Source organism: Proteus appendicitidis (genome assembly GCF_030271835.1).
GTDB classification, from domain to species: domain Bacteria; phylum Pseudomonadota; class Gammaproteobacteria; order Enterobacterales; family Enterobacteriaceae; genus Proteus; species Proteus appendicitidis.
Genome location: NZ_CP127389.1, coordinates 461,945 through 483,671, shown reverse-complemented (window position 1 = coordinate 483,671; position 21,727 = coordinate 461,945). Strand labels below are relative to the sequence as shown.

Below are 21,727 nucleotides of genomic sequence, written 5' to 3'. Positions count from 1 at the left end.
GACTCAATTAAATCATAGCACCAAATTTACATATCAATATTCAGATTAATTTAAATTTGAGTTTATTTATAATAAACAATAAATTATAAATCTTTATTTTTAATTAAATATCACGATATTTAATTAACTGTTTATTGCTTTATATAAATTCATTTCGTTGAAAAGAATTATAAGTGCAACCATTCTTAAATGAATCTAAAGATTATTGTTTTAACCATTCAAAAATTTTGTATGAAGTTTTAGAGCAGGAAAAAAAATAAAAAACCCCCGCGGGCGGGGGTGAGATAAGCGCATTAAAAGGTCTCTAATTTACTATCAGGAGATGGGTATTCATTAATGACGATTACGCACAATTTGATAGCGACGAGTTAAATACTCAACTGGCACGCTCCAAATATGAACTAATCGACAGAATGGGAACAATAAGAAAATCGTCATACCTAAGAAAATGTGCAATTTAAACACCAATGCAACACCTTCAAGATGAGCAGAAGCACCGCCGTGGAAGGTCACAATGGATTGCGCCCAAGCCACCAGCTTCATCATTTCGCTTCCATCCATATGTTGTGCTGAGAATGGAATTGTCAGTAAACCTAACGCGACTTGAATAACCAAAAGCGTTAAGATCATGATGTCACCAAATGAAGATGTGGCCCTAACGCGTGGATTGGTTAAACGACGTTTTAATAACATCACGCCCCCCACCAGCATTAACACACCACAAGTACCACCACCAACCATTGCCATAATTTGTTTATATTCAATTGGCAGGAAAGATTCATACATCCAATGTGGTGTTAGCATTCCCAGAAAATGACCAGCAAAAATACCAAGGATCCCAACATGAAATAAGTTAGAAGCCAATCGCATATTTTTCTTGTCTAACATCTGGCTAGAGCCGGCACGCCATGTATATTGACCATAGTCATAGCGTAACCAGCTACCGATAATAAAAACGGCACCCGCAATATAGGGATAGATATCAAAAAATAACATATTGATGTAATTCATTTTTGTGCTCCCGTATCCAACGAATTCCCCACGTTGAGATATTGAACTGTCGTCTCTTGTGCAAAACGGCGCTGATGTTGGCTAATTTTGCCACTGCCACATTGCGTACCTTCTCCAAGAAACGTCACTTGTTCTTCTTCCCACACAGCATCTAATGCAGCTGGTGTATCATCTAAAGGCTCTTTTTCTACTTGAGCCGTCAGTTGTGATGCTTCTAATCCACTTTGCGAAAGGCAAAGCAACACATCAAAGAGAGCATGATAGTCACTGCCTCGCTGTTTTAAACGCTCACCCAGTAACGCCAAAATAGGCGCAATATTGTTTAGCCCTTCAATACACTCGGTTGTCGGTAAAAGCGTTAGGTATTCAAGGTAAGTCGGCAAATAGTCAGGAAGTTCACGGCTACTTAATGTGATCCCTGCTTGTTGATATTGATTGAGCAGATCAACCATTGCCTGACCACGATCGCGAGATTCACCATGAACGTGTTCAAATAACAGCAGTGATCGCGCCCGACCTCTATCAAAAAGCTCGCTGTAATTGGCTTGCGCATCTAATAACTCTTGTTGCGTTAAGGCATGAATAAATGCCATTAATTTCGCAACTTGAGTCACAGGAAGCTCCTCAGCTTCCTGTAATGCATCGATAAGTTCGCCTCGGTTATCCCACAATTCTTGTGTGGGATAATCTAAGAGATGTGAAATAACTTTCAGAGAGATCATTATATTTTCTCCTCTGATCGGCGTTCGTCTTGAGGTGTTCTTGATGTGATATCAATCGCATCAATACGATGACTATTAAACAAATTAAATTTGCTATCACTGCCATGACAACCATCACCAAAGCTAAAACCACAACCATTACGTTCTGGGAAAGCTTCTCTTGCAAGTTCACGATGGCTTGATGGAATAACAAAGCGATCTTCATAATTTGCGATAGCCAGATAACGATACATTTCTTGAGCCTGTGCTTCTGTCAAACCGACTTGCTCTAATGCACTTAAGTCCGTTTTCCCTTCTACCGTTTCAGCACGTTTATAATGACGCATCGCTAGCATACGTTTTAATGCTAATAACACAGGCGCAGTATCACCCGCGGTCAACAAGTTAGCTAAATACTGCACAGGAATACGTAAGCTTTCTACATCAGGCAGAACGCCTGTATGTGGTAACACACCCGCATCAGCAGCAGACTGAATTGGTGACAAAGGTGGTACATACCAAACCATTGGTAAGGTGCGATATTCAGGGTGCAGTGGTAATGCCAGCTTCCAATCTACCGCCATTTTGTAAACAGGCGAACGCTGTGCTGCATCAATCACACTTAATGGAATACCTTGCTCTTCAGCCGCTTTGATCACTTCAGGATCAAAGGGATCTAAGAAGATATCTAATTGGCTTTGGTATAAATCCTTTTCATTATCCGCACTGGCAGCTTGTGAGATTTTATCTGCGTCATACAGCATCACACCCAGATAACGAATACGTCCGACACAAGTTTCTGAGCACAGTGTTGGCTGACCAGCTTCAATACGTGGATAACAGAAAATACATTTTTCTGACTTACCACTTTTCCAGTTGAAGTAGATTTTTTTGTATGGGCATCCAGTTAAACACATGCGCCATCCACGGCATTTATCTTGGTCGATAAGCACAATGCCATCTTCAGCGCGTTTATAAATCGCACCACTTGGACATGTCGCAACACAAGCAGGATTTAAGCAGTGTTCACATAAACGCGGTAAATACATCATGAATGTATTTTCAAACTGCCCATACATCTCTTTTTGCATATTGGCGAAGTTTTTATCCGCAGCGCGTTTACTAAATTCGCCCCCTAAATCATCTTCCCAGTTTGGACCTTTTTCGATTTTGGTCATGCGCTGACCAGTGATCAGCGAACGAGGACGAGCCGTCGGTAAGGAGCCTTCTGGCGCATTTTTTAAATGCTCATAGTCATAATCAAATGGCTCATAGTAGTCATCTAATGCGGGAACATCTGGGTTGGCAAAAATTTTAGATAATAGACCAACACGGTTGCCCATTCTTGGTACTAATTTACCTTTGATATTTTTGATCCAGCCACCTTTCCACTTCTCTTGGTCTTCCCAATTTTGGGGATACCCTGTACCCGGCTTGGTTTCAACGTTATTGAACCATGCGTATTCAACACCTTCGCGACTGGTCCAAACATTTTTACAGGTTACTGAACAGGTATGGCAACCGATACATTTGTCGAGGTTCAGTACCATACCGACTTGTGAACGAATTTTCATTATGCCTTCTCCTGTCCATTCAGGGTCTGTTGATAAGCATCACCTTCACCATCAAGCCAATCAATCTGTTTCATTTTACGCACCACAACAAACTCATCACGGTTAGAACCCACAGTGCCGTAATAGTTAAAGCTATAAGCCAACTGAGCATATCCACCAATCATATGAGTTGGTTTAGGACAAACACGCGTCACAGAGTTGTGAATACCGCCACGCATTCCTGTTATTTCAGATCCTGGCAGGTTTATTTGGCGTTCTTGTGCGTGATACATATAAATCATGCCATCAGGAATACGTTGGCTGACAATCGCTCTGGCGGTTAATGCACCGTTACTGTTATAAGCTTCAACCCAATCGTTATCACGAATTCCCATCTCTTTAGCATCATCTTCACTCAGCCAAACCACAGGGCCACCACGACCGAGCGTTAACATCAGTAAGTTATCGCTATACGTTGAGTGAATACCCCATTTTTGGTGAGGCGTTAGGAAGTTCAGCGCTTTTTCAGGGAAACCATTTGGTTTTTTACCTTTAACCGCATCAATCGCCTTAGTATCAATTGGTGGACGATAAACCACTAAACTTTCACCATAAGCACGCATCCACTCGTGATCTTGATACAACTGCTGACGACCACTTAAAGTACGCCAAGGGATCATCTCGTGAACGTTGGTATAACAGGCGTTATAAGAGACATGCTCATCTTCAAGACCAGACCATGTAGGGCTTGAAATGATCTTACGAGGTTGAGCAACGATATCGCGGAAACGAATTTTCTCGTCTTCTTTGACTTTAGCTAAATGAGTGTGATCGCGCCCTGTCACTTTACTGAGTGCATCCCACGCTTTTACCGCCACCTGACCGTTAGTTTCAGGGGCTAAAGAGAGGATAACTTCGGCTGCATCAATCGCGGTTTCAATCGCTGGACGCCCTTTTGCTGCGCCATCATGACGAACACGGTTAAGTTTTTTCAGGAAATCGACTTCTGCCTGTGTATTCCAACTGATCCCTTTACCGCCATTTCCTAACTTATCTAACAGAGGACCTAAAGAGGTAAAGCGGGCATAAGTATTAGGATAATCACGCTCAACAGGAATAAGATGCGGTGCTGTTTTACCCGGAATAAGATCACATTCACCTTTTTTCCAATCTTTCACATCAAAAGGCTGAGCCATTTCAGCGGCAGAGTCATGCTGAATAGGTAATGTCACTAAATCGGTTTCAACCCCTAAATGACCTACGCACAATTTAGAGAAGGTTTTAGCGATACCTTTATAAATTTCCCAGTCTGTTTTAGATTCCCAAGCAGGATCAACCGCGGCTGTTAATGGATGAATAAATGGATGCATATCCGAGGTATTCATATCATCTTTTTCATACCATGTTGCGGTTGGTAAAACGATATCTGAGAAGAGACAGGTACTTGACATACGGAAGTCTAAAGTCACCACTAAATCAACTTTACCTTCACCGCCTTTATCTTGCCATTCCACTTCTTGTGGCTTAACTTGGCCTTGTTCGCCTAAATCTTTACCTTGTAATCCATTTTCAGTTCCCAGCAAGTATTTCAGTAAATACTCATGCCCTTTACCCGCCGAACCTAACAAGTTAGAACGCCAGATAAATAAATTACGTGGGAAATTTTGTGGGTTATCAGGTTGTTCTGAAGCAAAGCGGATTTCACCTGATTTCAATGCATTAACGGTGTAATCCGCGGCACTCACGCCCGCCTCTTGCGCTTTTTTCGCAATAGACAGCGGGTTTAAGTTTAATTGAGGCGCGGAAGGTAACCAGCCCATACGTTCTGAACGCACGTTCATATCGACCAAACTACCGCTAAAGCGAGATTTATCCGCTAATGGCGATAACAACTCTGTTGGTGATACGGTTTCATAACGCCACTGACTTGAGTGGTTATAGAAAAATGACGTGCTATTCATATGACGAGGCGGACGCTGCCAGTCAAGACCAAAGGCTAATGGCAACCAACCGGTTTGTGGGCGCAGTTTTTCTTGTCCAACATAGTGCGCCCAACCGCCACCACTTTGACCAACGCAACCACAGAAAATCAGCATATTGATAATGCCACGATACGTCATATCCATGTGATACCAGTGGTTAATACCCGCTCCCACAATCACCATTGAACGACCATGTGTTTTTTCTGCGTTATCCGCAAATTCACGCGCTATACGAGTGATATCTTGGCGACTTACGCCTGTGACTTTTTCAGCCCATGCAGGTGAATATGCTTTGATTTCATCGTAGTTTGACGCACAGTTTTCATCATTTAAACCGCGATCAACCCCGTAGTTGGCTAACAATAAGTCATAGACTGTTGTGATGTATTTCTCTTCACCATTAGCAAGTGTAATACGTTTAACGGGTAGCTTGTGAACAAGCACATCATCAAGCGCAACACCTTCAAAATATTCGCTTTTAATGCCACCGAAATAAGGGAATGCGACATCAACAACATCATCATGATTATCTAAAAGACCTAATTGCAATGTGACATTTTCGCCACTTTTGCCATCTTTAGGCTCTAGGTTCCATTTAGCCACGCCTTCCCAACGAAAGCCCATCGAGCCTTGAGGCGCAACCAATTGTTGGGTTTGCTCATCAATTGCAATAGTTTTCCACTCTGGATTTTTCTCTTGATCCAGGTTGTTCACTAAATCAGAAGCACGCAACATACGACCTGCAACTAGCTTGCCTGAGTCGTGCTTATCTAGCATCACCAACATTGGCATATCAGTGTAAGTGCGCACATAGTTGCGGAAATATTCTGTTTGGCGTTTAACGTGGAATTCGCTAAGAATAACGTGTCCCATCGCCATTGCCATGGCGCTGTCTGTACCTTGTTTTGGGTTTAACCATTGGTCACAGAGCTTTGCAATTTCAGCGTAATCTGGCGTTACGGCAACAGTTTTAGTGCCTTTATAACGAACTTCGGTAAAGAAGTGCGCATCAGGAGTACGGGTTTGAGGTACGTTAGAACCCCACGCAATCAGATAAGAAGAGTTATACCAGTCTGCTGATTCAGGTACGTCTGTTTGCTCACCCCAAGTCATTGGAGATGCAGGTGGTAAGTCACAATACCAATCGTAGAAACTTAAACATGCGCCACCGATAAGCGATAAATAACGCGCGCCTGCCGCATATGACACCATCGACATAGCAGGAATTGGCGAGAAGCCGATAATACGATCAGGGCCAAACTCTTTTGCTGTAAACACGTTCGAAGCTGCAATGATTTCATTCACTTCTGACCATGAAGATCGGACAAAACCCCCACGCCCACGCGCTTGCTTATAGCTTTTGGTTTTTTCTGGCGCGTTAACAATAGAAGCCCATGCATCAACGGGATCGCTATGTTGTGCTTTGGCTTCACGCCATAATTTAATGAGGCGTTTACGTACCATTGGGTATTTAACGCGGTTCGCACTATATAAATACCATGAATAACTTGCACCACGAGGGCAACCACGAGGCTCGTGATCTGGTAAATCAGGACGTGTACGCGGGTAGTCTGTTTGTTGGGTTTCCCATGTCACTAACCCATTTTTAACGTAAATTTTCCAGCTACAAGAGCCAGTACAGTTTACGCCGTGAGTAGAACGAACAATTTTGTCGTGCTGCCAGCGACTGCGATAACCATCTTCCCAATCGCGGTTAACATTTAGCTCTTGGCCATGATCCTTTGAAAAGGTATCACCAAGTTGTTTGAAATAGCGGAATCTATCGAGAAACTTACTCATCAGATACTCTCCCAATGCGCGCGAGCGCTCTCACATTGCGTATAATTCGTCATTATTGTTTATTGTGTTTACGTCCATAGACCAACCAAGTGATCAAGACGCAGGCGATATAAAATAGAACAAAGATTTTCATGGCACCGGCAGGAGAGCCAGTCATAGCCAGTGATGTACCAAAGGCTTTAGGAATAAAGAAACCACCAATTGCACCGATGGCAGAGATAAAGCCAAGTGCTGCGGCACTTTCTGTTACCGCTTCTTTTTGAGCCGCTTCATCGGTGGCACCTTGAGCTTTCATGCGATCAACAGTGACTTTTCTAAACACCACGGCAATCATTTGGAATGTAGAACCACTGCCTAAACCCGCGGTTAAAAACAGCACCATAAAGACACCGTAGAAGGCGATAAACGAACCACCAGCACCGTTTTCAGGTAGCGTTAAAAAGAGTAATGCAGAGAATATTGCCATGAGGATAAAGTTAATCAGCGTAACTCGAATGCCACCAAATTTATCAGAAAGCGCACCACCGACAGGACGTGCTAAAGCCCCTAATAAAGGTCCAAAGAAGGCATAATGCAGAATAACGATATCTGGGAATTGGGTTTTTGATAACATTGCAAAACCCGCAGAGAAACCAATAAATGAACCAAAAGAACACAGATATAAAATACTTAATAGCCAGAGGTGACCCCGTTTTAATACGGGTAATTGCTGGCTTAACGAGGCTTTATTCGCGGCAAGATCATTCATGCCAAACCAAGCAGCAAAGGTAAAAAACAATAAGAAAGGCACCCAAACCCATGCCGCATTTTCTAACCATAAGTGCGAACCATCAGGTTGAACAACACCGGGACCACTAAACATTGCAAAAACACCCACACCAATAACTAATGGGGCGATTAATTGCATAACGCTTACGCCAAGATTACCTAACCCACCATTTAATCCTAATGCACCGCCTTGACGTGCTTTAGGGAAGAAAAAGCTGATATTTGCCATACTGGAAGCAAAATTTGCACCTGCGAAACCACATAGCAGTGAAATCACAATAAAGGTTGAGTAAGTCGTTGTGGTATCTTGCACTGCAAAGCCAAGCCAAATACAAGGGATGATGAGGAATACGGTGCTGATTGCAGTCCAGCGACGACCACCAAAGATTGGAATAACAAATGAATAAGGAACGCGCAAAATAGCACCAGAAACAGAAGGCAGCGCAGTCAGCATAAATAGCTGATCTGTGGTAAAGTTAAAGCCGACTTTGTTCAAATTTACTGCAACTGCACTAAAAAGCATCCATACGCAGAATGATAAGAGTAAACAAGGAACAGAAATCCATAAATTGCGTGAAGCGATCTTTTGACCAGTTTTTTCCCAAAAAGCTTTATCTTCAGGATGCCAATCTTCGATCACCCCTTTTCTCATTTTTTTTGGGTGTTGAGTGAGTGCCATAACAACCTCGATTAACGGTTAGATTGGCACCTTTTTACGATTAGAATTGTTAATTAGTCATGATCTGCATCAAGCAAAGATTTGTTTGATTTTTAAGCTAAAGTTGTTATTTATACCTAAGTATTAATAGGGTTACTATTAATTTTTCATTTTAAATTAATAAGTTAAATTAAGATTATTGTAATTTACAAGTGAAATTATCCCTGTCAGATATTTAGGAGTAATACTTTAGTAGTATATGACATTTGATGCCTTTTTAAGGCAAGATAGCGCCTGAATAAATTTGGAAAAATAACGATGAGCACTCATAAAATCCAATGGCATTACCGTTTTTCAATTATTAATCAAATCGCAATATTAATGTTACTTTTCACCCTATTGGGTGTGGTGGGGATGGCGATTTCTAACCACATTATTCTAAGTGTGCAAGGTAATGCCCATGCGATTAATAAATCAGGCTCTTTGCGTATGCAAAGCTATCGCTTGTTATCTGCTTTACCGCTAGATGAACAACATCGTTATTATCTTCACGAATTAGAAACCGATTTAGACAGTGGTGAATTACTTCAAGTCTTAAGCAATGAATCGCTACAATCACAATATGCTCAACTAAATACTTACTGGAAAGAGACTTTAAAACCAACATTGCTCTATGCAAAACAACGGGATGATGCAAAAGAAGAAGTTATCTTTTTTGTTTCACAGCTAGATAAATTAGTATTAAGTATCGACCAGCTAACAGAGCAAAAAATCAGGCTGGTGGCTTATACCCAGCTTATTTTCACTGCGCTGACACTGTTATTGCTGTTTGGCTCTGTTTGGCATTTCCGTCGCCGTTTATTACATCCTTGGCAACAACTTATGGCGATGGCTAATTCGATTGGTCATGGTAATTTTTCAGCTCGTTTCCACCAACGTACACACCATGATGAAATTGCCACATTGGGTATCGCACTCAATACCATGTCAGAAGAGCTTTCTACACTGTATAGCGAGTTAGAAAAAAGAGTGGTTGAAAAAACGCACGACTTACAACAGAAAAATAAAGTGCTCTCTTACCTCTATCATTCAAGCCAACAATTACACTCCTCTGCACCTCTTTGCGCTCGATTAAGACAGATATTATTTGAACTTCAACAAATTATTCCTGATAGCTATTTGCAAATACGTTTATATGAAGATAATCATCACACACTGTTTAATGAAGTTAGCCTAGCACCACAATCGCGCCCTCATCACTGTCCTGATCAGCAATGTGAGCGTTGTGAAGATAATCCCCCCATTAATACACCACTAAATAATGAATTATTACATTGGGAATTAGCCGATCAAATTCATCGTTATGGATTATTTGTTATACAGTTACCTGAAAACACAGAGTTAACCGATGAACAAAATAATTTAATGATTTTACTGACAAAACAAATTTCAGCCATGCTGGCAATGGAACAACAAAACGAACAACAACAACAGCTTTTATTAATGGATGAACGTTCGGCAATTGCCCGTGAGTTACATGACTCCATTGCACAATCACTTTCTTGTTTAAAAATGCAAGTCAGCTATTTGCAAATGCAGTCAGAAACCTTACCCAATAATTGCCAAAAACTACTCAAAGAAATGAGAGAGGAGCTTAATGTTGCTTATCGCCAACTAAGAGAATTATTAACCACATTTCGTTTAAAACTTACGGAGCCAGGCTTATTAGCCGCATTAGAAAGTACGCTGAACGAATTTAATCAGCGCCTCGGTTTTACGATTAATTTTGACTACCAACTCCCTGCAAAATGCGTAAATTCGCATCAAAGTATTCATGTCGTTCAAATTGTACGTGAAGCATTAAACAATATTTTGCAACATGCCAATGCCAATTGGGCAGAGGTCTCTTTATCGCTTGATAATGGCATGGTTGAACTCAAAATTAATGATAATGGTGAAGGCATTAGCCCAGAGCCTGAAAAACTAAATCATTATGGTCTTATTATTATGCGTGAACGCGCAAATAGCTTAAATGGTTCTTATACTATAAAAGTACGCGAACAGGGCGGTACTCAAGTATTTGTTAAATTTCCATTAATAACTACTCATAAAGACCCTATCTAAATTGGAGCAAGTCGTAATGAATAATATGGGATCACCCACAGAAAAAGCGACAATTTTACTCATTGATGATCACCCGATGCTACGCAATGGTGTAAAACAACTTTTAAGTCTTGATACAACACTCACTGTCGTTGGGGAAGCGGGAGATGGTATTCAAGGTGTGAAACTAGCTGAAGAGCTAGATCCTGACTTAATCTTACTCGATCTGAATATGCCAGGAATGAATGGTTTTGAAACACTTGATCAACTGCGATTAAAGTCGTTATCAGGTCGGATCGTTGTTTTCAGCGTATCAAATTATAGTGATGATTTAGTCACAGCGCTAAAACGTGGTGCCGATGGCTATCTTTTAAAAGATATGGAGCCTGAAGAATTACTTGCGTCTCTAAAACAGGCGGCTGCCGGAAAAATGGTTGTCAGCCCTGCATTAACCCCTATTTTAGCCGAATCATTACGTGAAGATCGTTCTGAAGGTGAGCGTGATATTGAACAACTCACCCCGCGTGAACGCGATATTTTAAAGCTGATCGCGCAAGGGTTATCAAATAAAATGATCGCACGTAAGCTTGATATCACAGAAAGTACGGTCAAAGTGCATGTAAAACATCTGCTGAAAAAGATGAAGCTGAAATCTCGTGTTGAAGTCGCTGTTTGGGTTCATCAACAACGTGTCGATTAATTAAAGTTAGGTACAACGGGCTGGTGAGTGCTCATCAGCTCCACTAGCTCTTTTGCCCCCTTTTGTAACGACTCCCCTTTTAGCCACATGGCATGAATAGGCAATCGTAACTCATTTTTGGTATTCTTAAACTGAAGCTGTTTTAATTTACCTTTTTGCAATTGAGTATAAATCAGCGAATACGGTAAATTTCCCCATCCCATTCCCGCTTCAACCATACCCAAAGCCATTTGAAAACTATCGGTTTGCCAATAATTTGTCGCGACTAATGAGCGTACATCTCTAAGCTCTTTGGTGTGACTTGCGATCATTATTTGGCGCACATTGACAAGATCTTCAATAAATACGCCAGATGGATGTGCTAATGCAATATGGCTTGCAGATATTGTTGCTACCAATGACTCAGAGCCAAGATATTGAAATTGTTCATCACCATTCACATACAAGCCCCCATAAACGAGGCTTAATTGAATTTTATGCGAATGCAACATCTCAATAATGTCATCTTGCGCCGCGGTTATCACATTCACATTAAGTAATGGATAACGTTGCGTTAATTCAGATAATGCAGGTAATAAATAATCAGGATTAATATCAGCCGCAACACCAATATTTAAGACACTTTCAAGATCCATCGAAAGCTCTTGTGCATGCACTTGCAATAATTTTAATTGCTCAGCGATCATTCTGGCATGAGGTTCCAGTGCTTTGGCTTTTTCAGTTGGCTGAGGCTCGCGTGATGAACGCTCAAACAGCGCATAACCTAATTCAGCTTCCATATTAGCAATCGCCATACTGACTGCTGATGGAACGCGTTTTAATGAACGTGCAGCAGCTGAGAAAGATCCCTTATCCATCACGGCTAAAAATATCGCAATATGTTCACTTGAGAACTGCATGTTCACTCCTGATGTTTCAATCAAATTGATACTAGCTAACTTTTTCTATCATTCTTACTGATTTATCTTACGATGCTTAACGACACAGATCCACAGAAAAAGAGAACGCAATGCAAGGTATCAAACGAAAAATTGTCTACGTGACAGCTTATGAAATTTTTGGCTGGATTATTTCATCAGTCGGGCTTGCCCTTTTAGCTGATAGCTCAACTGCAGTAACTGGTCCACTAGCGCTTGTGATCACAACAATCGCGGTAAGTTGGAATTTTATTTATAACTGCATATTTGAATTTTGGGAGAGCCGACAAGTTTCAAGGATCAGAACTTTTAGACGCCGTTTAGTACATGCGATTGGATTTCAGCTAACACTAGTGCTCTATTTAATTCCATTAATAGCATGGTGGCTGAATGTTTCGTTATGGCAAGCGTTAGTTATGGATTTTGCACTGATCATCATCATCCCTTGTTATACCTTCGTTTATAACTGGATATTTGACAAAGTGTTTGGCTTACCAAAATCGGCATTACCAGAGAATGCACCCGTAGCCTAAGCGACAAATTAAGTAAGGAGAGTGATCCCAATAACGGATCACTCTTTAACAGGATAAATATCTTCTAACGCGAATTGCTCAATACCGCCTTCTAACTCACAACGACCTAAACCAATATTTTTATCATCCGCTGTCGTTCTTCTTAGTAATTTACCTGTTACTTGAGAAAGCGTTGGATCAATTTCAATCACACGGTAATACTCTTTCATATAGCTCTCTTCACCCAGCGCCATATAAACTAAAAATTCATCACCTATTTTAATGTTCATCTCGTTTTTACTTACTCTTAGTAGTTAATCTAATGATGATAGAATAAGTTTAGTCTAACTAAAGGTAATAAGAGAAAGATTGACTCACTCGATATTACATTAAGTTAATTTATTAATTTCCAACTCATCATAATGATGCTGATCAGAATAAAAGACAGTGTCAAATATTGGAAAAAACGCTCTGATAAATACACAAGTAAATAGCGTGCTAATGGAATGGAGATTAAGGAGCCTAAGCAAAGAATAAGTGCCGTGTGAACATCGGTATAACCACCAGCACTATAAGCGATAGCTGATCCACCAGAGAGGATCGTGGTAATAAAAATAGATGTGCCAATCGCTTCTTTTATTCCCATTTGTGCAAAGCGCATTAATACTGGTAATACGACTAATCCCCCTCCTACGCCAGTTGCACCCAGTACAAATCCAGCACTGACTCCCGGTACAAATAAAGAAGAAAAAGTGACGGATGAAGGAGATGGCAAAACAATTAAAGGATCTGAGATTGCTGTTCTTCTTATCATTCTCTGTAAAAATAAGATCAATGAAAATACGATAGCCACAATCATTAAAATATTAATACCAGATTCAACACGATCATAATATTGAGGTTGTGATCCCAGCCATGTCACGCCATAACTCGCCAAGAATGTTGCCGGAAACATGATCCCCAAAATTAATAGTGCGGGTTTTAATGGAATATTGCCTAAACGAAAATGGATATAAGAAGATGAGAGCTTCATTAGCATAGAAAGTAAATTTGCTGTCGCAACTGCTGCGAGTGCATTCATACCAAAAAGATAAATAAGAACTGGCAATAAAATAACACCACCGCCAACACCCGTTGTTGTAATAACTAACCCTATCGTAGCGCCAATAAGCAGTTGTGTTACAAGCAACATCTTATTTCCTTTTTGCTCAAAATTTCACAAGCTTCGATTATAGGCAAAATAACTTATAACCAAAAGGAATTAGATATAACAAATAGGAATATAAATACCGTTATTATAAAAAAGCTCCTTAATATGAGGTTAATTCATATTAAAGAGCGAATGCTGAAAAAGATATTTTATTGATTAATCAGTTAGTTAATTTCAGCCAAAATGGTTTCTGCTGAAAAATAATCACCTGTTTTTGCTTTTTGCAGTAACACACCATTACGAGAAGCCACAACCTGAACTTCCATTTTCATGGCTTCCATAATAGCAATAACATCACCTTCTTTGACTTTGTCGCCATCAGATAAAACCCAGCTATGCAATACGCCAGAAATGGGTGCAGTAACGGCTTTTTCATTCTCTTTTTTCTCATGTTCATGGCTCGCACCAATAGCTGTTGGTATTACCGCAGAGAGAGAAAGTAATTGAGCTGGTAAGGCTAATTCGTGACGACGACCATCAATTTCAATAAAGGTACGCACAAGTTCTTCATTTTTTGCCGATGTACTACGAGGGAAATGGGTATTTTTTGCTTGAAAATCAGTTTCAATCCAACGGGTATGTACGCTGAAATCTTCAGTAAAATCGGTATGTTCCATCATTTCACAATGGAAAGGCAATACGCTTGCCACACCTTCAATTTTAAACTCAGATAACGCTCGACGAGCACGAGAAATAGCTTGTTCACGCGTTGCTCCAGTGACGATTAATTTCGCCATCATGGAATCAAATTGACGTGAAACATGATTATTTTCAGCAACTCCACTATCTACACGCACACCTGGGCCTGAAGGCTGAGAGAAATGTGTAATTAAACCCGGTGTAGGTAAAAAGCCTTTGGCGGGATCTTCCGCATTGATCCTAAATTCAAAAGAGTGACCGCGCGGAACAGGCGTTTTATCAATACTTAGAGGTAAACCTTCCGCAATACGTAACTGCTCAATCACTAAATCGATACCTGCGGTTTCTTCGGTAACTGGGTGCTCTACTTGTAAACGCGTATTTACTTCAAGAAAGGAGATAGTGCCGTTGGCACTTAATAAAAACTCGACCGTACCCGCACCTACATAGCCCGCTTTAGCACAAATATCTTTAGCTGACTGATGAATACGTTGACGTTGTTCATCCGTTAAATAAGGCGCGGGTGCTTCTTCAATTAACTTCTGATTACGACGCTGTAATGAACAGTCTCGCGTTCCTACAACCACAACACTACCCAGTTTATCGGCAATAATTTGTGCTTCAATATGGCGAGGTTTATCAAGGAATTGCTCGACATAACATTCGCCACGTCCAAAGGCTGTTACTGCTTCTCGCACAGCAGAATGATACAGCTCTTCAATCTCTTCCATTTTATGAGCTATCTTTAATCCCCGACCACCACCACCAAAAGCGGCTTTAATTGCGACAGGTAAACCATATTGTTTAGCAAAATCTAGAACCTCTTTGGCATCATTAACCGGATCAGCCGTACCATTTACAAGAGGAGCACCAACAGATTGTGCAATTTTACGGGCTTTAACTTTGTCGCCAAGCACTTCAATCGTTTCTGGATTAGGTCCAATCCAAATAAATCCTGCGTCTTGTACCGCTTTTGCAAAATCAGCTCGCTCAGAAAGAAAACCGTAACCGGGATGGATCATCGTGGCATTGGCTTTATGAGCAATATCAATAATTTTATTAATATCTAGATAGCTCTCTTTCGGCAAATTACCATTAAGCCCATAAGCTTCATCAGCAAGACGAACGTGCAGTGCATCAATATCATCATTGGCATAAATAGCGATGGAAGTCGCACCATAGTCCTGACAAGCACGAATGATACGAACTGCAATTTCGCCTCGGTTGGCAATCAGTACTCTATGCTTCACTCGTTGTTTTTGGTTAATTGTTGTCATGAGTGGCATTCTCCTATCAATATTCTTGAAACTCGGTAATTGGATTAAAACGAATTTTAGCGTTAACAGGGATCTGCCCTGCGAGAGGTAAGTGATATTCCGCAACAGCACCGATAACAGGGTATCCCCCTGTTAAAGGGTGATCGTTAAGAAACAAAACAGGTTGCCCATTAATCGGAACTTGTATTGCACCAATGCAAGTGCCTTCACTTGATAACTCTTGTTGTTGCTCTCGTGCAAGAGGTGTTTCACCCAATAAACGTAAACCAATACGATTCGACTGTGGTGTCACTTGCCATAATTGAGACGTTAACGTCTTGATAGCGTCCGTTGTAAACCAGTCTGTACGAGGACCTAGAACAACATCCAGTGTTACAATATCATCTTGTTTTGGCAGTGTTGATGTAGGTTGTTCCTCAGTAATAATCCCATTTAGCGTACTTTCGTGATTAAGATGAAGCACGTCACCTTCTTGTAAAGCATTAGGACCAATTTGCGCTAAAGTATCAAACGCATGACTACCTAAAACCATTGGTAATTCAAATCCACCTCTAACGGCTAGATAGCTACGTACACCCGCTTTTGGCATACCTAAAATAATTTCATCGCCACAACGAATATCTATAGGTTGATAACCAGATAGGGATTCATTCTCACCCGACTCATGTTTTAGCGTAATAGAACAATCTGCCCCTGTTAAAGCAATCACGCAGTCTTGTCGTGCTTTAAGCGCCAATCCACCTTGCGTTATTTCAAGTGCCACAAATGAGATAGGATTACCCACTAGGCGATTAGCTGCATGTAAGGCGGGTTTATCGAGTGCGCCAGACGCTGAAACCCCCATTGATGCCGCACCAATACGTCCTTCATCTTGAAATAAAGTCTGTAGCCCCGCGGAAATAACATATAAACCTTTATCATTTAACGAGAGTGGAGAAGCCACTGCTGATTTTTTCTCTGGTAATGAAACTGTCATTGGAGCTTTTTGAGCATCAACAAAATGCACTTCATTACCCGGTAATAGAAAAGCGGGTTGTTCACGAGAAAGATCCCACATTTTTATTTCTGTGGTGCCAATAAGTTGCCAACCACCGGGGCTTTGTTGCGGGTAAATCCCACTAAACTCGCCAGCTAATCCGACTGAACCTGCTGGAATGCGTGTACGAGGTGTTTTACGACGAGGCACATAGAGCTGGGTTTCATCTGCAATCAAATAGGCAAAACCTGGCGCAAAACCGGTGAATGCGACTTGATAGGTTTGTTCTGTGTGTCTGCGGATCACCTCACTGGTTGAGATCCCTAATAATTCAGCAACCTCATTAAGATCTTCACCTTGATAATGAACAGGGATCGTTAATGATTGTGTTTGACGAGCTGATATCGCTTTAACTTCTAATTGTCGGATCTGACACACAAGTTCTTCAGCCGTGATTAGCCACGGCGTATAGTGAATTAAGAGTGTTTTCGCTGCGGGAACAATATCTTGAATAGCAGCAATATCGGCTTGTTTAATGGATTCATACAAGGCAAGCGTCTCTTTTAAAGAGGATAGCTCGACAAGTACATGAGATAAGTTAACGGGTAAAAAGCGCAAAGTATCTTCCTCCCTTATACGTGATAAGCCGCATCAGGCACATCGGTAATAAACATATGCCCCGGAGCATGACTGATTGCAAAAGGAACACCTGAACGCATCACTGCCGCTTGGGGAGTTACACCACAAGCCCAAAATACGGGGATCTCGCCTTCTTCAATTCTCACTGAGGTGCCAAAATCTGGCGACATAATATCTTTAATACCCAGCGCATCAGGCGAGCCAATATGTACGGGAGCGCCATGCACAGAAGGGAAACGACCGCTGATCATCACAGCATCAGAGACTCTATCCGCTGGAATAGGACGCATTGAAACCACTAACTCGCCTTCTAATCGCCCAGCAGGGCGACATAAGCGATTTGTTTTATACATCGGAACATTGCAGTTATCTGTGATATGGCGGATTTCAATGCCCGCTTCTAACATTGGCGTTTCAAATGTGAAACTACAGCCAATAAGAAACGTAACGAGATCGGGATGTTGCGCCCAAAGCTCAGTGGCATCCGTAATTTCATCAACTAATTTGCCATTTTCCCAAACATGATAAAGAGGAATGTCAGTACGTAAATCAGCGTCTTTTGCTAAAACAGTGCGATAACTTCCTGACTCACACACATCTAAAATAGGGCAACTTTTCGGATTACGTTGGGCATAGAGCAGAAAATCAAACGCCCAATCACGCGGCAAGCTAATCATATTAGCTTGTGTCATTCCTTTTGCCATACCCGCTGTTGGTATAGCTAAACCATTGCGAATAGCCAGCCGAGCTTCTTGTGCTTTGGCAATGGCACCCGCAGTTGCTTGCATTAAGTCAGTCATTTTTGTACCTCACTTTTAAGAGACTGAGGTGCAAAAGGCTTAATGCTAACACCATGATTAATTAAAATTTCTTTTACACTTTTAGCCAGAGCCACAGCATCAGGGCTATCACCATGAACACAAATAGAATCAGCCTGTATTATGGTAAAAATGCCTTCTATAGATTCAATTCCACCTTCTTGCACAAGTCGTAACATGCGTTGTGCAACAAGTTGGGGATCATGTAAAACGGCACCCTCTTTTTTGCGAGAAACTAATGTGCCATCAGCGTGATAAGCTCTATCTGCAAAGGCTTCAGCAATCACACGAAGCCCCTTTTCTTTTGCGAGTTCAATAAGGGGAGAGCCAGCCAAAGCAACTAAAATAAGTTGTGGATCTATGGCGAGGATCGCATCAATAACTGCAAGTGCTTGGCGCTTATCATGAGCAATAGTGTTATAAAGCGCACCATGGGGCTTCACATAAGTCACACTCAAACCCACTGCTTTAGCCAATCCTTGCAAAGCACCTATTTGATAAATCACATCTGCCGTTAATTCATCACTGGCGATATCCATATTTCGGCGACCAAAGCCCACTAAATCAGGATAAGCAACATGTGCCCCTATTGCGACATTGTGTTGTTTCGCTGCTTTTAATGTTTTTAAAATGCCATCTGGTGAACCTGCATGAAAGCCGCAAGCAATATTGGCACTACTGACAATTTCAAGCACTGCATCATCATTGCCCATCGTCCATTGGCCGAAGCTCTCACCTAAATCACTGTTTAAATCGACTGCTTTTATCATCGTTATTATTCTCTTAAGCAATGTTGAGGTAGTTGAAAATAGCACCCACAGACATAATTCCCATATACCAAGTCAGCGCACAGACTAAAATACCTGACCACAGTAACCATGCAGGATATTTATAACCATTCATGAGATCTTGGCGACGCCATGCAACAAAAATGAAAAGTGTCATACCTATAGGTAAAATGAGTCCATTAAAGCCGCCGGCAAAGACTAATAATGCAGCCGGAGCCGTTCCCATAACCATATAAATGACGAGTGAAATAGCGATAAAAATAATAGTTGCGATATTACGTTGACGTTCAGTAACACCGTTTTTAAATACAGTAATAAATGACATTGAGGTATAAGCAGCACCAATCACACTCGTTAATGCAGCTGCCCATAAAATAAGACCGAAGATGCGTAATCCAGTTAAACCCGCAGCATGTTGAAATGCTTGAGAAGCCGGATTTGCTGCATGGCTAGAAATATCTAAGGTTACGCCACTGGCAACTACACCTAAAATGGCAAGAAACAGGATATAGCGCATTAATCCAACAACTAAAATTCCCTTGGTTGCAGCGCTTGATACAGCATCAATATTCTCAATACCCGTTGTTCCTTTATCAAGAAGACGGTGAGCGCCCGCATAACAGATATAACCACCTACAGTCCCACCAACAATTGTCGTGATCGTAGCGAAGTTAATTGCATCAGGTAAAACAGTTTGTCTTAATGCCTCGCCTACAGGGGGGTTAGACGCAATCATGACAAAAACCGTCAGTAAGATCATGACGAGACCAAGGATAATGATCATACGATCAATAAAGTTACTGGCTTTGCGTGATGAGAAAATATAGATCGCAAGTAAAGCACTTAAGATCCCCCCCCATTTAGGATCAAGACCAACCATCGCATTAAGCCCTAATCCAGCACCTGCAATGTTACCCACGTTAAATACTAAACCGCCAAAAATAACTAATACAGCAAGTAAGTAACCACTGCCTGGTATTGCTTTGTTAGCAATATCTGAAGCTCGCATATTGGTAACAGTGATCACTCGCCAAATACTTTGCTGAACAACATAGTCGATAATGATTGATGCTAAAATACCAAATGCAAATGCGGCTCCCATCGTGGCAGTAAAGGTTGCAGTTTGAGTAATAAAACCTGGCCCAATTGCTGACGTTGCCATTAAAAAAATGGCAGCGATTAGTGAAGAGCGTCTATTTTTTATAAACGTACTTGATGTTGTATTTGCAGTGTCTTGTGTAGCCATGAGCTACCCCCTTTATCATCATTATTTTAATTATTATTACTAAGGCAATTAGCGTGCCATTGTTGAGCATGAATACGTAATTGTTAATCACCTGATATTAGATTGTTGAACAATTAATAATAATAGATGAATAAATAAGCAAATAGATTTAAATACGGGATGATAAAAGTGCAAAGAAGATCGCATTTTTAACATTTTGTTGACAATTATGACATGTTCATGAGCCATGAATATGCACTTAAATGAGGCATAAAAAGCTCAGTCGCACAAAAATAGTGCGCTAGATGGAATGAAAAATAAGTTTAATTACTAAAATATCGTAAGGAAAAATTAATTTTTTTGATGGAAATAAATAGACAGCTATACTCGATACAGTGAGAAGTACGACAGAGTGACATAATAGAGGTTATATATTACAAAACACACTGATAGAATAGACGCTTCTATTAAGCTAATAGCAGAAGATAATGCAGAAAAAAACATCTCCACAAATTCTTTCTCAAAAAGTCGCAAATATTATTCGGCAAAAAATCACTATTGGAGAATTACCTCCTGGTGAAAGATTGTCAGAAACTGCATTAAGTGAAACGCTAGAGATATCGCGCAATACTTTAAGAGAGGTTTTCCGCGTTCTTACCCAAGAAGGGCTTTTGACTTATAAACCTAATCGCGGTGTTTTTGTTTCTGTACCAGATATGGCAAGTATCATGGATATTTATCGTGTAAGACGATTAATTGAATGTGATGCTCTACGACATTCTTATCCTATGCATCCCGCTATTGTTAGAATGCAAGATAGTGTTAATCAAGCAAAAATTTTTCAAGAACAACAAGATTGGAGCGGTGTAGGAACCTGTAATATGCACTTTCATACCGCGATTGTGGAGCTTTCAGATAGCCCTAGATTGTTTAAACAATACCAACTTATTCTAGCTGAATTACGTTTAGCATTTGGCTTACTCAATGATCCGCAATTACTACACGCACCTTATATTGAAAAAAATGAACAGATTTTAATGCTATTGATGGATGGAAAAGCGCAAGAAGCCGCGGGCGCAATGGAAGACTATTTAGAAATTTCAGAAAGGACTGTGTTAGCAGCATTTTCTCGTCATAACTTCTGTTAAAAGATCATAAAAAATGCCTTAAATTAGGGCATTTTTATATTCAGAATTTAGGATAATATTTAAAATTCACTCATTTTTGATCTTTTAAAAACTCCAAACGCAAAAAAGCCAACCCATTGGGTTGGCTTTCTCGTCTTATTTAATGCCTGGCAGTTCCCTACTCTCACATGGGGAGACCCCACACTACCATCGGCGCTACAACGTTTCACTTCTGAGTTCGGCATGGATTCAGGTGGGTCCGCTGCGCTATGGCCGCCAAGCAAATTCGGTTTTATTACCCGTTACTGTTGTTTCTTCCTCAG

At 40.8% G+C, this 21,727-nt stretch carries 17 protein-coding genes and 1 rRNA gene; 4 read left to right on the top strand and 14 right to left on the bottom strand.

All coding sequences use genetic code 11. The annotated features are described in order from the left end of the window. Window positions 1-333: 333 nt before the first annotated feature. From narI to QQS39_RS02330, 5 genes are read right to left on the bottom strand one after another with little or no spacing between them, the layout of a single operon-like run. Window positions 334-1,011, bottom strand: a complete 678-nt coding sequence (gene narI, locus QQS39_RS02350) for a respiratory nitrate reductase subunit gamma (protein ID WP_285805313.1) — start codon at window positions 1,009-1,011, stop codon at window positions 334-336. Continuing rightward, window positions 1,008-1,733, bottom strand: a complete 726-nt coding sequence (gene narJ, locus QQS39_RS02345; RefSeq protein WP_285805312.1) for a nitrate reductase molybdenum cofactor assembly chaperone — start codon at window positions 1,731-1,733, stop codon at window positions 1,008-1,010. Before narJ ends, narI begins: the two co-directional genes overlap by 4 nt. Continuing rightward, a complete protein-coding gene (gene narH / locus QQS39_RS02340) occupies window positions 1,733-3,286 on the bottom strand; it encodes a nitrate reductase subunit beta (RefSeq protein ID WP_088493882.1) in 1,554 nt (517 codons plus the stop codon). The genes narJ and narH overlap by 1 nt, the downstream gene beginning before the upstream one ends. Then, window positions 3,286-7,047, bottom strand: a complete 3,762-nt coding sequence (locus QQS39_RS02335; protein ID WP_151434119.1) for a nitrate reductase subunit alpha — start codon at window positions 7,045-7,047, stop codon at window positions 3,286-3,288. The genes narH and QQS39_RS02335 overlap by 1 nt, the downstream gene beginning before the upstream one ends. A 52-nt stretch (window positions 7,048-7,099) precedes the next feature. Continuing rightward, on the bottom strand, window positions 7,100-8,494 hold the full coding sequence (locus QQS39_RS02330; RefSeq protein ID WP_151434118.1) for a NarK family nitrate/nitrite MFS transporter: 1,395 nt from the start codon (window positions 8,492-8,494) through the stop codon (window positions 7,100-7,102). A 297-nt stretch (window positions 8,495-8,791) separates the two neighbouring features. Here QQS39_RS02330 and narX point away from each other — a divergent pair, with 297 nt between their 5' ends. Both narX and narL read left to right on the top strand, forming a co-directional pair. After that, window positions 8,792-10,597 carry a nitrate/nitrite two-component system sensor histidine kinase NarX gene (narX, locus tag QQS39_RS02325; protein WP_285805311.1) on the top strand — a complete coding sequence of 602 codons (1,806 nt, stop codon included), beginning with the start codon at window positions 8,792-8,794 and terminating at the stop codon, window positions 10,595-10,597. Window positions 10,598-10,622: 25 nt separating this feature from the next. After that, window positions 10,623-11,276, top strand: coding sequence for a two-component system response regulator NarL (gene narL, locus QQS39_RS02320; RefSeq protein WP_151436709.1), 654 nt, complete (start codon window positions 10,623-10,625; stop codon window positions 11,274-11,276). Here narL and QQS39_RS02315 read toward each other — a convergent pair. Beyond that, complete coding sequence (locus QQS39_RS02315) at window positions 11,273-12,175, bottom strand: LysR family transcriptional regulator (protein WP_151434116.1); 903 nt, start codon at window positions 12,173-12,175, stop codon at window positions 11,273-11,275. The genes narL and QQS39_RS02315 overlap by 4 nt on opposite strands. Before the next feature lie 110 nt (window positions 12,176-12,285). Between QQS39_RS02315 and QQS39_RS02310 the strand changes: the two genes are divergently transcribed. Beyond that, on the top strand, window positions 12,286-12,726 hold the full coding sequence (locus tag QQS39_RS02310; RefSeq protein ID WP_285805310.1) for a PACE efflux transporter: 441 nt from the start codon (window positions 12,286-12,288) through the stop codon (window positions 12,724-12,726). Between the two features lie 38 nt (window positions 12,727-12,764). Here QQS39_RS02310 and QQS39_RS02305 read toward each other — a convergent pair whose 3' ends face one another. From QQS39_RS02305 to QQS39_RS02275, 7 genes are all read right to left on the bottom strand, one after another. Continuing rightward, window positions 12,765-12,995 carry a hypothetical protein gene (locus tag QQS39_RS02305; RefSeq protein WP_023583672.1) on the bottom strand — a complete coding sequence of 77 codons (231 nt, stop codon included), beginning with the start codon at window positions 12,993-12,995 and terminating at the stop codon, window positions 12,765-12,767. A gap of 104 nt (window positions 12,996-13,099) precedes the next feature. Next, window positions 13,100-13,897, bottom strand: a complete 798-nt coding sequence (locus tag QQS39_RS02300) for a sulfite exporter TauE/SafE family protein (RefSeq protein WP_285805309.1) — start codon at window positions 13,895-13,897, stop codon at window positions 13,100-13,102. A 182-nt stretch (window positions 13,898-14,079) separates the two neighbouring features. Next, entirely contained in the window at window positions 14,080-15,831 is a 1,752-nt protein-coding gene (locus QQS39_RS02295; RefSeq protein ID WP_285805308.1) for an acetyl/propionyl/methylcrotonyl-CoA carboxylase subunit alpha, read from the bottom strand. Window positions 15,832-15,847: 16 nt separating this feature from the next. Next, on the bottom strand, window positions 15,848-17,425 hold the full coding sequence (locus QQS39_RS02290) for a 5-oxoprolinase subunit B/C family protein (RefSeq protein WP_285805307.1): 1,578 nt from the start codon (window positions 17,423-17,425) through the stop codon (window positions 15,848-15,850). A gap of 14 nt (window positions 17,426-17,439) precedes the next feature. Next, window positions 17,440-18,246, bottom strand: a complete 807-nt coding sequence (locus QQS39_RS02285; RefSeq protein ID WP_285805306.1) for a putative hydro-lyase — start codon at window positions 18,244-18,246, stop codon at window positions 17,440-17,442. Then, complete coding sequence (locus QQS39_RS02280) at window positions 18,243-19,034, bottom strand: LamB/YcsF family protein (RefSeq protein WP_196569879.1); 792 nt, start codon at window positions 19,032-19,034, stop codon at window positions 18,243-18,245. The genes QQS39_RS02285 and QQS39_RS02280 overlap by 4 nt, the downstream gene beginning before the upstream one ends. 13 nt (window positions 19,035-19,047) lie before the next feature. Then, on the bottom strand, window positions 19,048-20,298 hold the full coding sequence (locus QQS39_RS02275; RefSeq protein WP_151434108.1) for an NRAMP family divalent metal transporter: 1,251 nt from the start codon (window positions 20,296-20,298) through the stop codon (window positions 19,048-19,050). 467 nt (window positions 20,299-20,765) lie between these two features. Between QQS39_RS02275 and QQS39_RS02270 the strand changes: the two genes are divergently transcribed. Continuing rightward, complete coding sequence (locus QQS39_RS02270; RefSeq protein WP_151434107.1) at window positions 20,766-21,425, top strand: GntR family transcriptional regulator; 660 nt, start codon at window positions 20,766-20,768, stop codon at window positions 21,423-21,425. 144 nt (window positions 21,426-21,569) lie between these two features. On the opposite strand, the gene rrf is transcribed toward QQS39_RS02270, so the two are convergent. Beyond that, a 5S ribosomal RNA gene (gene rrf / locus QQS39_RS02265) occupies window positions 21,570-21,685 on the bottom strand. Between the last annotated feature and the right edge of the window lie 42 nt (window positions 21,686-21,727).